Annotated in this window: 13 protein-coding genes; 8 read left to right on the forward strand and 5 right to left on the reverse strand. The window is 69.4% G+C overall.

Going from position 1 to position 12147, the window contains the following annotated elements:
• Positions 1–4: 4 nt before the first annotated feature.
• Both MKP05_RS16805 and MKP05_RS16810 read right to left on the reverse strand, forming a co-directional pair.
• Complete coding sequence (locus tag MKP05_RS16805; protein WP_240569357.1) at positions 5–238, reverse strand: hypothetical protein; 234 nt, start codon at positions 236–238, stop codon at positions 5–7.
• A 200-nt stretch (positions 239–438) separates the two neighbouring features.
• Positions 439–618: a hypothetical protein gene (locus MKP05_RS16810; protein ID WP_240569358.1), complete on the reverse strand. Its 180-nt coding sequence runs from the start codon at positions 616–618 to the stop codon at positions 439–441.
• A gap of 163 nt (positions 619–781) precedes the next feature.
• On the opposite strand from MKP05_RS16810, the gene MKP05_RS16815 reads away from it, so the two are divergent.
• Entirely contained in the window at positions 782–1990 is a 1209-nt protein-coding gene (locus tag MKP05_RS16815) for an MFS transporter (protein WP_240569359.1), read from the forward strand.
• Positions 1987–2115 (forward strand): hypothetical protein, encoded by a 129-nt coding sequence (locus tag MKP05_RS21815; RefSeq protein ID WP_258364031.1) that lies wholly within the window; start codon positions 1987–1989, stop codon positions 2113–2115. Before MKP05_RS16815 ends, MKP05_RS21815 begins: the two co-directional genes overlap by 4 nt.
• A gap of 53 nt (positions 2116–2168) precedes the next feature.
• Here MKP05_RS21815 and MKP05_RS16820 read toward each other — a convergent pair whose 3' ends face one another.
• Positions 2169–3104: a LysR substrate-binding domain-containing protein gene (locus MKP05_RS16820; protein WP_240569360.1), complete on the reverse strand. Its 936-nt coding sequence runs from the start codon at positions 3102–3104 to the stop codon at positions 2169–2171.
• 130 nt (positions 3105–3234) lie between these two features.
• Between MKP05_RS16820 and MKP05_RS16825 the strand changes: the two genes are divergently transcribed.
• A complete protein-coding gene (locus MKP05_RS16825; RefSeq protein ID WP_240569361.1) occupies positions 3235–4104 on the forward strand; it encodes a pirin family protein in 870 nt (289 codons plus the stop codon).
• 73 nt (positions 4105–4177) lie between these two features.
• Positions 4178–4798 (forward strand): isochorismate family cysteine hydrolase YcaC, encoded by a 621-nt coding sequence (gene ycaC / locus MKP05_RS16830; protein ID WP_240569362.1) that lies wholly within the window; start codon positions 4178–4180, stop codon positions 4796–4798.
• A gap of 125 nt (positions 4799–4923) precedes the next feature.
• On the opposite strand, the gene MKP05_RS16835 is transcribed toward ycaC, so the two are convergent.
• Both MKP05_RS16835 and cysK read right to left on the reverse strand, forming a co-directional pair.
• Positions 4924–5541 (reverse strand): carboxymuconolactone decarboxylase family protein, encoded by a 618-nt coding sequence (locus MKP05_RS16835; RefSeq protein WP_240569363.1) that lies wholly within the window; start codon positions 5539–5541, stop codon positions 4924–4926.
• A gap of 40 nt (positions 5542–5581) precedes the next feature.
• Positions 5582–7078 carry a cysteine synthase A gene (gene cysK / locus MKP05_RS16840; RefSeq protein WP_240569364.1) on the reverse strand — a complete coding sequence of 499 codons (1497 nt, stop codon included), beginning with the start codon at positions 7076–7078 and terminating at the stop codon, positions 5582–5584.
• A gap of 233 nt (positions 7079–7311) precedes the next feature.
• Here cysK and MKP05_RS16845 point away from each other — a divergent pair, with 233 nt between their 5' ends.
• The 4 genes from MKP05_RS16845 (at position 7312) to MKP05_RS16860 (ending at position 12134) form a co-directional block, all read left to right on the forward strand.
• Positions 7312–9597 (forward strand): ATP-binding protein, encoded by a 2286-nt coding sequence (locus tag MKP05_RS16845; protein ID WP_240569365.1) that lies wholly within the window; start codon positions 7312–7314, stop codon positions 9595–9597.
• Positions 9594–10151: a DUF4242 domain-containing protein gene (locus tag MKP05_RS16850; RefSeq protein ID WP_240569366.1), complete on the forward strand. Its 558-nt coding sequence runs from the start codon at positions 9594–9596 to the stop codon at positions 10149–10151. Before MKP05_RS16845 ends, MKP05_RS16850 begins: the two co-directional genes overlap by 4 nt.
• A 106-nt stretch (positions 10152–10257) precedes the next feature.
• Positions 10258–10818 (forward strand): OsmC family protein, encoded by a 561-nt coding sequence (locus MKP05_RS16855; RefSeq protein ID WP_240569367.1) that lies wholly within the window; start codon positions 10258–10260, stop codon positions 10816–10818.
• Positions 10815–12134 carry an NAD(P)-binding domain-containing protein gene (locus MKP05_RS16860; RefSeq protein WP_240569368.1) on the forward strand — a complete coding sequence of 440 codons (1320 nt, stop codon included), beginning with the start codon at positions 10815–10817 and terminating at the stop codon, positions 12132–12134. The genes MKP05_RS16855 and MKP05_RS16860 overlap by 4 nt, the downstream gene beginning before the upstream one ends.
• Positions 12135–12147 lie beyond the last annotated feature (13 nt).

The raw sequence follows: 12147 nt of genomic DNA on the forward strand, positions 1-12147 counted from the left end.
CGCCTCAGCAACGGCCCTGCATCCTCAGCCCGGGCGGGCAGAAACCGCCACGGCGACGGTCATCGTAGTAGTAGTGTCGCTCCACGCGGCGATGGCGATCGTGGTGACGATGCCCACTGAAGCCGTCGATCTCGATCAGCGGCTCGGAATGGATGCGCGCCGGGGTATAGCTGCAACCGGCCAGTGTCAGGGTACCGGCTACCACGGCGAGCATCAGCAGGCGCATGGGAGTCATCATGGCGAATACCTCGCAAGGCAATGAACGGGTGATCGGCTCCCCGCGTTCCCGGCTCGGTACGCCTTCTCTCACGGTCCGTGACCATGACTGCCTCTGTGGGCGGATGGCGGCTCGGGCACTACTGAACGAACAGTGTTTCCAATCAGTATATCCCCTGCCCCGGTCACGCCAAGCCCGGAGCGAGGAAAGACCGTGCAAGGTCAGCAGCGCCCCTTCTTGGCCTGCCCCGGCGGGCAGAAGCTGCCGCCGTGGGAGTGGCCGCGGTCGTCATCGATGACGATCAGTGGCTCGGACTTGATACGCGCCGGCTGGTAGCTGCAACCGGCCACCAGCAGGACAGCGAGCAAGGCAACGAACAGGGTCAACAGGCGCCGGGGCATGGAAATCTCCTTGTGATGATCCGGGCCCCCATTCTAGCGAAGAGCGTCCACATCACCCATGTGGCGTTTGGGCGACAGCACTGTCGCAAGAAAGCGACCATGGCCAGCAGGCCGAGGACGCGCGATAGTGGCAACTCATTAGTCTGCAAACAGGCATCTCGATATGGACGCCCTTCGTCGCCATACCCTGCTGCTGGTCCTGCTCGGCAGCCTGGTCATCTCCGTGGCCATGGGGCTGCGTCATGGTTTCGGGCTCTTCATGGAGCCGATGAGCAGCGAGCTCGGCTGGGGGCGCGAGGTGTTTGCCTTCGCCCTGGCACTGCAGAACCTGCTCTGGGGGCTCTCCCAGCCCTTCACCGGGGCCCTGGCCGACCGCTTCGGCGCCGCCCGGGTGGTGGCGATCGGCGGGCTGCTCTATGCCCTGGGGCTGACGTTCATGGGGCTCTCGGATTCCGCACTGGGCATGTCGCTGTCCGCCGGGGTGCTGATCGGCCTGGGGCTCTCCGGCACCACCTTCTCGGTGATTCTCGGCGCCGTGGGCCGCGCCGTGGCACCGGAGAAACGCAGCATGGCCATGGGCATCGTCAGCGCGGCGGGCTCGTTCGGCCAGTTCGCCATGCTGCCGGGCACCCTCGGGCTGCTGGAGTGGCTGGGCTGGTCGGCGGCACTGCTGGTGATGGGCGCCCTGGCGGCCCTGATGGTGCCACTGGGCGGCATGCTCAGGGACCGCCCCTCGCCCCGCCGGGACAGCGACATCAGCCTGCGGGCCGCCCTCGACGAGGCCGCCGGCCACCGCGGCTTCTGGCTGCTCTGCCTGGGCTTCTTCGTCTGCGGCTTCCAGGTGGTGTTCATCGGCGTACACCTGCCGGGCTACCTGTTCGACAACGGCATCGCCGTGCACGTGGGCAGCACCGTGCTGGCACTGGTGGGGCTGTTCAACATCCTCGGCACCTACACCGCCGGCTGGCTCGGCGGCCACTTCTCCAAGTCGCGGCTGCTGACCTGGCTCTATCTCATCCGCGGCGTGGTGATCACCGCCTTCATCGTCTTCCCGTTGAGCCCCGCCAGCGCCTACCTGTTCGGCATCGCCATGGGCCTGCTGTGGCTCTCCACCGTGCCGCTGACCAACGGCATCGTGGCCGCGGTGTTCGGCGTGCGCCATCTGTCGATGCTCGGCGGCATCGTCTTCCTCTTCCACCAGCTGGGCTCCTTCATGGGCGTCTGGCTGGGCGGCTACTTCTACGATCTCCACGGCGACTATGACCTGGTGTGGCAGCTCGCCATCCTGCTCTCGGTGGCGGCGGCGGCCTTGCACTGGTTCATCAGCGAACAGCCCATCAGCCGCTCCACGCCCAGCGAGGTCCGGGCATGACACACAGTCATCGGCTCCTGGTCCTCTCCGCCGCGCTCACCACCGCCGGCGCCCTGGCACTGGCCTGGTGGGGCTGGCACAGCCTGGATGCCGGCCTGCTGCTGCTCGGCAGCCGGCTGTGCTGATCCCTCGCGCCAGCGACGCGAGGGAATCACCCGGCACCCGCCAGCAGACGCCCTTACTCCCCTCCCGGGAACTGCGACGCCAGGCTGGTGAAGTCCAGCTCGTTGATGTTGTCGCCCAGGAAGTCGAGCAGCGCCCGGACCGAGGGAAGCAGCCCGCGCCGCGAGGGAAAGACGGCATGCAGGATGCCGCCCCGCGGCTCCCAGCCGGGTAGCACGTCGACGAGCCGGCCCGCCTGGAGATCCCGCCCCGCCACCAGCAGGGCCAGCTTGACCACACCGAGGCCGTTCAGGGCCGCCTGGTGCAGGGTCTCGGCGTTGTCGGTGACCAACCGCGGCCGATGTCGAATCTGGGCGGTCATGCCGTCCGGTCCGTCCAGCTCCCAGACGTGCTGCTTGTCGACCTGCTCGAAGTCCAGGCTCGGCAGCTGTGCCAGGTCGCTGGGGGCGCGCGGCAGCGGCGTGCCTCCGAACAGGCCGGGCGCCGCCATCAGCCGCTGGGGGCTGCGCGACAGCACCTTCATGGCCAGGTCGCTGTCCTCCAGCGGCGGGAAGCGCACCCGGATCGCCATGTCGAAGCCCTCCCTGACCACGTCCACCCGGCGGCTGGTGGCCTCCACCTGCACCTCCACGTCGGGACACTGCCGCATGAAGCGCACCAGCAGCGGCGTGATCAGGTAGTGCAGCAGGCTCGGCGGGCAGCTCAGTCGCACCGTGCCCCGCGGCAAGGCGAGGTTGCGCTGGATCAGCTCCTCGGCGGCCTCCGCCTCCACCAGCATCGCCACGCAGTGGCGGTAGTAGGCCTGGCCCAGTTCGGTGACCGACAGGTGGCGCGTCGAGCGATGGATCAGCCGGGTGCCCAGGCGCTCCTCCAGCTGGGCGATGCGCCGGCTCAGCTTCGATTTGGGAACGCCCAGGGCCCGGCCGGCTGGGGCAAAGCCGCCATGATCCACCACCTGGGCGAAGTAGTAGAGGTCGTTGAGGTCCTGCATGGTTGAGCCGCCCTTGTCGTCCTATTCATGGAACGGAGAGTGTGAATTATACCCACTACCGCCTTCATCGTTCCCCTCCTAGTCTTCCTGCATCGGGCCAACGGCCTGTCATCCGAACAGGAGCCACACCATGAAGAAGATCCTCGGCATCTATGGTGCCCCCCGCGGCCACTGGGTCGGCGACGGCTTTCCGGTCCGTTCGCTGTTCTCCTATGACCGCCTGGGCGCCGACCACCTCAGCCCCTTCCTGCTGCTCGACCACGCCGGCCCCCACGACTTTGCACCGGCACAGCGGCCCCGCGGCGTAGGCGCTCACCCCCACCGCGGCTTCGAGACCGTGACCCTGGTCTACCGCGGCGAGCTCGAGCATCGCGACTCCAGCGGCGGCGGCGGGCGCATCGGCGAGGGCGACGTCCAGTGGATGACCGCCGGGGCGGGCATCGTCCACGAGGAGTTCCACTCCCCCGCCTTCACCGAGCGTGGAGGCTCCCTGGAGATGGTGCAGCTGTGGGTCAACCTGCCGGCCGAACACAAGTCGGCGCCCGCGGCCTACCAGACCCTGCTCGACGCCGAGATCCCACGAGTCTCGCTGCCGGGACGGGCCGGCGAGCTGCGCGTGATCGCCGGCGAGTATCGGGGCCATCGAGGGCCAGCCCGCACCTTCACGCCGATCGACGTCTGGGACCTGCGCCTGCAGGCAGGCGGCGAGGTCTCGCTGGCGGTGCCCGAGGGGCATACCAGCCTGCTGGTGGTACTCGAGGGCACCGTGCAGGTCAACGACGACGCCGTGGTACGCGACGAGGCGGTGGTGGCCTTCGAGCGTCGGGGCGATGCGCTGCGCCTGGAGGCCAACAACGATGCCAGGCTGCTGCTGCTCGGCGGCGAGCCCCTCGACGAGCCGGTGGTGGGCCATGGCCCCTTCGTCATGAACAGCGCGGAGGAGATCCACCAGGCCCTTGCCGACTTCCAGCAAGGCAAGTTCGGCAACCTGAATGGCTAGCGGCATCGCCGCGGCCGATCGCACCCGGCATCCCCGCCGGGCGCTCCATCCGAGGTAGCAAAGGAGAAATGAGATGTCCTATGCCTATAACCGCCTGAACAAGGACGATGTCGCCCTGCTGATGGTCGACCACCAGGCCGGCCTGCTCTCGCTGGTGCGCGACTTCAGCCCCGACGACTTCAAGAACAACGTGCTGGCCCTGGCCGATATCGCCAGGTTCTTCGAGATCCCCACCATCCTCACCACCAGCTTCGAGGATGGCCCCAACGGGCCCATGGTGCCGGAACTCAAGGAAGCCCTCCCCGACGCCCCCTACTTCGCCCGCCCCGGGCAGATCAACGCCTGGGACAACGAGGAGCTCGTGGCGGCCCTCAAGGCCACCGGCAAGAAGCAGCTGCTGATCGCCGGCGTGGTCACCGAGGTGTGCGTGGCCTTCCCGGTGCTCTCGGCCCTGGAAGAGGGCTATGAGGTGTTCGTGGTCACCGACGCCTCCGGCACCTTCAACCAGACCACCCGTGACGCCGCCTGGGATCGCATGTCCCAGGCCGGCGCCCAGCTGATGACCTGGTTCGGGGTCGGTTGCGAGCTGCACCGCGACTGGCGCAACGACATCGAGGGCTTCGGCGGCCTGCTGGCCGGCCACCTGCCCGCCTACGCCAACCTGATGCAGAGCTACACCGTCCAGAAGGGCTAAACGGTGTGGGGCCCGGCACTTGCCGGGCCCTCGTCACTTGGGGCATCCGCCACGGCCTGGTCGCCGCCACCATCGTGCCCCTGGTGGTCTATCTGATCATGCCCCGGGTGGTGAGCCTGGTGGCCTCATGGCTGTTCCGTAAGCCGCCTGTCGGACTCGGCCGCCGCGATGGCCCGCCCCACGGTGAGCTCCTCGCGCAACTCGGGCGCCATCTCCCGGAAGGCGGCGTCCGCCTCGGTGCCGAGGCCATCCAGCACCTTGGTGAAGAAGGCCCGCGCCGCGGCCACGGTGACGATGTCGAAGATCTCCTCGTCGGCGAAGCCCAGCGCCAGCAACTGGTTGACATCGCCCTGGCACACGCTGCTCGCATCCCGGGCCACCAGGCGCGCGAAATCCATCATGGCGCGTTCCGCCTCGGTCAGCGTGCTCCGTTCATCGCCGGCGACGATGGCCCGGGTATCGTCGGTACCGAGCAGCCCCTCCAGCGCCCTGCCATGGGCCAGTGCACAGTAGGAGTTGCCCAGCGCCTGGGCGGCGGCCAGGGTCACCAACTCGAACCGCCGGGGATCGACATGGCGGCGAATGGTCGCCAGCAGCGTCGCCCAGCTCGCCATCACATCGGGGCGGTGACTGAACGCCCTGGCATAGTTGGGCAGGTAGCCGAAGTGGGCCTGCTGGCGCTGGTACATCGCCAGCACCTCGCCCGAGGCCTGCTCGGGTGCCACGGTCTGGATGAAGGACATGGCAGGGTCTCCTCGATGGATGGGCAGGTTACGGGGTCCGTCACGCCGTCGCTGTGCGGGGGTGCAGCCACCCGGGCAGCAGGTCGTAGGGATCGAGGTCGACGTCGCCGCGGTAGTCGATGCTGCACGCCTCGAGACGAGCGCGCAGCCAGCCGTCACGCCAGGCGTCGAACAGCTCGCTACAGCCGCCGACATGCTCGCCGCCGATGAAGACTTGGGGAATGGTCCTGGCCCCGGTGCGTTCGGCCAGTACGGCGCGGATCCTGCCTCCCAGGTCGTCCGCCTGGTAGGTCACCGAATCGAGGTCGACACTGCGATACTCGATGCCCAGCCGCGCGAAGAGCTTGCGTACCGACCAGCAGAACTCGCACCACTCCAGGGCGAACATCACCACCGGCTCCGCCGCCACGATCCCGTCGACGAATCGTACGGCCTCCGCATCCAGTTCCACCCGCTCGCCCCGCTCCGCTTGTGGCTGCCGGGCCGCGGCGGGCACGGTGTCGAAGCGATAGCCCGGCGTGGAACGCGACAGGGCCAGCTCCTCGTCGTTCATCTCCTCGCCGATGCCCTCGAACAGCGGGGTGGAGAGGTAGCGCTCGCCGGTGTCCGGCAGCATGCAGACGATATTGCTGCCCGCGGGCGAGCGCCGGGCCACGTCCAGGGCGGCGGCCAGGGTGGCGCCGCTGGAGATGCCGACGAAGATGCCCTCCTGGCGGGCGAGCTCGCGGGCGAGCCGCAGGGCCTCGCTACCCGCCACCGGCACCAGCTCATCGACGAGCCCGGCCGCCAGCGCCTCTTCGGTGAGCCGGGAGATGAAGTCCGGGCTCCACCCCTGCATCAGGTGGGGGCGAAAGCTCGGGTGGCTGGCGGGGACACCACCGGCGTGACGCGGCTGAACCAGGCCGCTGCCCAGCAGCCGGGCATTATCGGGCTCGGCGACGACGACACGGGTCGCCGGGGCTGCCTGCTTCAGGGCGCGGGCCACCCCCTTGAGGGTACCGCCGGTGCCGAAGCCGGAGACCCAGCAGTCCAGCACCTCGCCCCGGAAGTCGTCGAGGATCTCCCGGGCCGTGGTCCGGGAGTGCACCTCGGCGTTGGCCTCGTTCTCGAACTGGCGACACAGGAAGTAGCCATGCGTCTCGGCCAGTTCGATGGCCTTGGCGAGCATGCCGGTGCCCTTCTCCGAGGCCGGTGTCAGCACCACCCGGGCGCCCAGGTAGCGCAGCAGCTTGCGCCGTTCCACGCTGAAGCTCTCGGCCATGGTCACCACCAGCGGATAGCCCTTGCGGGCACACACCATGGCGAGTCCGATCCCGGTATTGCCGCTGGTGGCCTCGATCACCGTCTGGCCGGGGCGCAGCTCGCCGCTGCGCTCGGCCTGCTCGATGATCGCGAGCGCCATGCGGTCCTTCACGGAGCCCATGGGGTTGAACGCCTCGACCTTGGCGTAGAGGTTCACCCCCGGGGGAGCGAAGGTGTCGAGCCTGACCAGCGGCGTGCGGCCGATGGTCTCCAGGATGCTGTCGTAACGGGCCATGCCAAGCCTCCTCGGGGAACCGGTGGTGTCTGCCACTGCCAGGAGTATCGGGCGGGCCCGAGGAAGTGATCGTGGTAGCCAGCGTGGTTTTTCCAGCGGCCGGCGTGGAAGTCGCCGCTCCGGGCATGACGGTGCACCACAGCGGCAGTGGGCTCATCCGAGCGATATCGGGCCGAGGGCGGCATGGGCGACCGCGCTATACTGGAAAGGATATCCTACCCGGGGCTAGCGATATGAGCGCGCTGACCCTCAACTTGCTCGGTGATCTCGAAGTGCTTCGAGACGGCCAGCCATTGCCACTCCCCCCATCGAAGAAGACCCGTGCCCTGCTCGCCTACCTCGCCCTGCATGCCCGCTCATTCAGTCGCGAGCACCTCTGCGACCTGCTGTGGGAACTGCCGGACGATCCCCGCGGCTCACTGCGCTGGAGCCTGTCGAAGCTTCGCCGGCTGGTGGATACCCCTGGCCGCACGCGCCTCATCGCCGATCGGTTGACGGTCGGCCTCGACACCTCGGACATCGATATCGATATAGCCCTTCTGTACCGGTTGACCGATCGGGGGGTGGCAAGCGCCGACACCGAGACCCTCGAAGTGACCGCCATGCGCTATCGCGGCCCCTTCCTTGAAGGCCTGGACCTGGCGAACTTCCACGATTTCCACAGCTGGTGTCTGGCCGAACGAGAGCGTGCCATGCGCGCCCAGACAGCGCTGCTGTCGGCGCTGGTCGAGCGTCTGGGGGATGCTCCCGAGCGGGCCCTGCCCCACGCCCATGCCCTGGTCCGGCTGTCGCCCTTCGACGAAGACGCCCGTGCCCGCCTGATCCGCCTGCTGCTGACCCTTCGCCGCCCCCGCGAGGCCGAGCAGCACTTCCAGCTGGGCATGCGGTTGATCAAGGAGGCGGGCATTACCCCCTCAGGGGCGCTGGTGCGAGCCAGGCGGGAGCCGCTCGGCCCTCCGGCAGCCGAGGCGCCACCCCCGGCCCGATCCACCGATGTCCCACCGGCCGGCACCGACGGGGCAGCGCTCGACGCGCGGATGCACCAGGCGCTGGCGAGACTCGATGCAGACGCCCTGGAAACGCTGCACTGGGCGGCGGTGCTGTCGCCCTGCATCGATGCGGCATCACTGAGCCGATTCACTGGACTGGACGCCAACCGGATCGGTGAATCCCTGGAGGCGGCCGAGCGCCTGCAGCTCCTCGAAGCCACCGAGCGCGGGCTGTGCTTTTCCCACGCCCGGATGGCACACCGCCTCTACGAGGGCATTTCACCGGCGCGGCGCCAGGTGATGCACCGGCGCATCGCCGAATGGTTGACCGAGGATACGGCCTGCGACCTCGATCATGCCGCTGTGCTCGCCCATCACGCCCAGTTGAGTGGCGATCCGGGGCTGGCGGCCCAGGCCATGATCACCGCCGGGCGACTCTGCCTGCGTTTCTTCGCCAACGATGAAGCGTTGCGGTTCGCCCACAAGGGCGAGGCCCTGGCCGGGCAGCTCTCCGACACCCAGCGTGTCTGCCTCATGCTGGAACTGCGCGACATCATGCTCAGCGCCGCCCCGCTGGAAGACTGGGAGACCACCGCCCATGAGCTGGTGGCCCTCGCCGAGCAGGCGCTGGAGCATGGCGCCCTCGCCCACGCCCGTCTCGGCTACCAGTTGGCCAGCCAGGTTCGCTGGGCCCACGGCCAGTGGGCGGATGCCCGCGAGGAGGCGCTGCAGGCCGAACGGGTGACCCGTAGCGCCGACGACCACGACCAGGTCGTGGCCATGGCGGAGACGGCGAAGTGCCTGGCCATGCTGGAGCGCGACCTGGACCAGGCGGCCGCCATGCTGGCCCAGGCCCGGGCGCTGGCCGCACAGCGACGGATCAGCCACCCCGCCATCCCGATGGCCCTCGGCCTGCTGGCATGGCACGACAACCGGCTCGCCGAGGCCGATGAGCACTTCAAGGACGCGCGCACCCTGTGCAAGGCCACCGGGGACCGCCTGGGCGAGTTCCAGGCCAACGAATACCTGATGATGATCGATGTCGAGTGCTCCCGCTTCGCCGCGGCACGGTCACGCTGCGCCACCCTCATGGAGATCGGCGAGCGGCTTCGCGACGGCAGCGAGGCCCCGTTCGCCCGTGCCGCGGAGGCGCTATGTCGCTATGCCATCGATGACGACCCATCACCGCTCGAGGAGTCGCTTCCGGCGTTGCGCCACGCCGACGCCAAGCACCGGCTCTCGTACCTGCTGACCCATGCGGCCCTGCTGGACATTGAGCGAGGCCGGCCGACCGCTGCCCTACCACGCGCCGGGGAGGCGCTGGCGCATGCACAGACCCTGGAGCGGGCCACCGAGCAGCTGCTGGCCCACTATGTGCTCGCCGAGGCCCACCGTGCCGCCGGCGACACGGTCGCCCGGCGGCGTCATGCGGCCGCGATGGCGAAGCTCGAGCGGGCCCCGGTCGCCCGCTGGGCCCGCCACCGGGTCGCCGAGCTGCTGGCCGACAGGGAAGCGGAGGGGGAAACGTGATCGACGTCCTGGTCGAGCGATACTTCGAGGAACCGCTCGGGGCAGAGCTCGTGATGACACTGACGCTGGGGGCACAGGCGTGCTTCGACCTGCACCGGATCGCCTGGCAGGGCAGCCTGCTGGCGAAGGACGGCCACCGGCTGCTCTGCCACTTCCACGCCCCGGATGCGGAAGCGGCGCGGATCGGGCTGCGCCAGGCGGGGGCGGACGTCACCGGGCTGTGGGCCGGCACGGTGCACGATGCCCCGGGCCCGCCCCCCGCGGACCTGGCCGGCGCCAACGTGCTGGTGGAGCGCTCCTTCGATGAACCGGTCACCGTCGAGGCGATCCAGGCGCTCGAGGACGCCGGCTCGGCCTGCCTGCAGAACCACCGCGTGCGCTTCGTGCGCACCTTCTTCTCACTCAGCGGCAAGCGGATGATCTGCCTCTACCGTGCCCCCGACGCCGAGTCGGTGCGCCTGGCCCAGCATCAGGCCGGCATGCCGATGGATCGCGTCTGGGCCTTCCAGCTCGTTTCCCCCGCGGACGGCAGCACTTCCACGCCCGCCCCCTGAAAAACCACGCCCTCTCCCACGCTGGGTCCCACGGCCCCGGCGCAATCTCGTGTCTGACCGATCACTCACCGGTCAGACAACGACAACATCCAGAGGAGAGACCCCCATGCAGACCGCCACCCGCCCTATCGACAACGGCGTCAACGTCACTGCCCTGCTCGGCGCCCGCGAAGCCCTGGCACAGGCCCCCGAGGCCGCCCGTTTCACCTGGCGCGCCAGATGCGGCTGGGTCAACGGTACCCACAGCCGGGCCACCATCGAGGGCTACCACGGCCTCGGCGAAGAGCAGCGGCACAAGACCTGCTTCACCTTCGATGCCGACCACCCCGAGGTGTTCGCCTCGGAGGACCATGGCCCGACCCCGGTGGAGTACGTGCTGGTAGGCCTCGCCGGCTGCCTGACCGCGGGCATCGCCGCCGTCGCCCAGAACCGCCAGATCCAGCTGCGCTCGGTGACTGCCACCCTGGAAGGCAGCATGGACATCCAGGGGATCCTGGGCATGGACAGCGACGTGCGCAACGGTTTCGACGACGTGAGGGTCAGCTTCGAGATCGACGCCGACGCCTCCCGGGAGGAAATCGAGGCGCTGGTTGCCCAGTCCCAGAAGCGTTCGGCGGTCTACGACGCCCTCACCAACCCCACCAACGTCTCGGTACGCGTGAAATGATCGACGGCCTTCGCCATCGGCAACGCGGTCCCGCCCGCGCCGTGACCGTCGTGGTCATCGGCGCGGGACAGGCCGGGCTCGCCATGAGCCACCACCTCGGTCGGCGCGGCATCGACCACGTGCTCCTGGAGCGCGGCGAGGTGGCCCATTCATGGCGGCACGAGCGATGGGATTCGCTGCGCCTGCTGACCCCCAACTGGCAATGTCGGCTGCCCGGGCTCCGCTATGCGGGGCCCGACCCCGACGGCTTCATGACGATGCCGGAGGTCGTCGCCTTCCTGCGTGCCTACGCGAGGCGGCTGTCGGCCCCGGTGCAGACCGGCACCACGGTGCTGTCGGTGCGGCCGGCAGACGACGGCTACCGGGTGATCACCGACCGGGGCGACTGGCGCTGCCGGGCGGTGGTGATCGCCAGCGGCGCCTTCAACCTGCCCCAACTCCCCGCCCTGGCCGCCGAGTTGCCGCCGGCCATCGCCAGCGTGACGGCTCGGGACTACCGCAACCCGGGCCAGTTGCCGGATGGCGGCGTGCTGGTCGTCGGCGCCTCCGCCACCGGCCTGCAGCTCGCCGACGAGATCCACCGTTCCGGACGACCGGTGACGCTGGCCGTGGGCGAGCATGTGCGCATGCCCCGGCGCTACCGGGGCCGGGACATCCAGTGGTGGATGGAGGCGGCCGGCATCCTTGACCAGCGCTTCGACGAGGTGGACGACATCGACCGCGCCCGGCGCGTGCCCTCGCCGCAGCTCGCGGGCAGCGTGGACCAGGCGACCCTGGACCTGAATGCGCTGACCGACCGCGGCGTCGAGCTGGTCGGGCGCCTGGCCGGCCTGCGCGATGGCAAGCTGCAGTTCTCCGGCTCGCTGTCGGCCCGTTGCGCGGCGGCGGACCTCAAGCTGGGGCGGCTGCTCGAAGCCATCGACGGCTGGGCAAGGGACAGCGGCCTGGATCGCGGGGCGGGGCCGCCGGAGCGCCTGGCGCCGACCCGGGTGCCGGACTCGCCACGCCTCGGCCTCGACCTCGCCAGCGGCGAGATCCGCACCGTCGTCTGGGCCACCGGCTTCCGGCCCGACTATTCATGGCTGCAGGTGCCGGTGCTCGACCGCAAGGGGCAGCTCAGGCACCACGGCGGCGTGGTCGACGCCCCGGGGCTCTACGCCCTGGGCTTGCCGTTCATGCGCCGGCGCAAGTCGAGCTTCATCCACGGGGTCGACGACGACGCCCGGGAACTCGGCGCCCACCTGGCCGACTGGCTGGCCCATGGTCACCATTCGGGATCGGTCGAACCGCATCTGGACGCCACGCTCTCCGACTGAGGCGCCGGCCTGC

It is taken from the genome of Halomonas flagellata (genome assembly GCF_022487945.1).
Classification (GTDB): Bacteria; Pseudomonadota; Gammaproteobacteria; order Pseudomonadales; family Halomonadaceae; genus Halomonas; species Halomonas flagellata.

Coding starts and splice junctions, on each gene's coding strand:
- MKP05_RS16805 (WP_240569357.1), bottom strand. CDS start 238: ATGATGACTCCCATGCGCCTGCTGATGCTCGCCGTGGTAGCCGGTACC.
- MKP05_RS16810 (WP_240569358.1), bottom strand. CDS start 618: ATGCCCCGGCGCCTGTTGACCCTGTTCGTTGCCTTGCTCGCTGTCCTG.
- MKP05_RS16815 (WP_240569359.1), top strand. CDS start 782: ATGGACGCCCTTCGTCGCCATACCCTGCTGCTGGTCCTGCTCGGCAGC.
- MKP05_RS21815 (WP_258364031.1), top strand. CDS start 1,987: ATGACACACAGTCATCGGCTCCTGGTCCTCTCCGCCGCGCTCACCACC.
- MKP05_RS16820 (WP_240569360.1), bottom strand. CDS start 3,104: ATGCAGGACCTCAACGACCTCTACTACTTCGCCCAGGTGGTGGATCAT.
- MKP05_RS16825 (WP_240569361.1), top strand. CDS start 3,235: ATGAAGAAGATCCTCGGCATCTATGGTGCCCCCCGCGGCCACTGGGTC.
- ycaC (WP_240569362.1), top strand. CDS start 4,178: ATGTCCTATGCCTATAACCGCCTGAACAAGGACGATGTCGCCCTGCTG.
- MKP05_RS16835 (WP_240569363.1), bottom strand. CDS start 5,541: ATGTCCTTCATCCAGACCGTGGCACCCGAGCAGGCCTCGGGCGAGGTG.
- cysK (WP_240569364.1), bottom strand. CDS start 7,078: ATGGCCCGTTACGACAGCATCCTGGAGACCATCGGCCGCACGCCGCTG.
- MKP05_RS16845 (WP_240569365.1), top strand. CDS start 7,312: ATGAGCGCGCTGACCCTCAACTTGCTCGGTGATCTCGAAGTGCTTCGA.
- MKP05_RS16855 (WP_240569367.1), top strand. CDS start 10,258: ATGCAGACCGCCACCCGCCCTATCGACAACGGCGTCAACGTCACTGCC.
- MKP05_RS16860 (WP_240569368.1), top strand. CDS start 10,815: ATGATCGACGGCCTTCGCCATCGGCAACGCGGTCCCGCCCGCGCCGTG.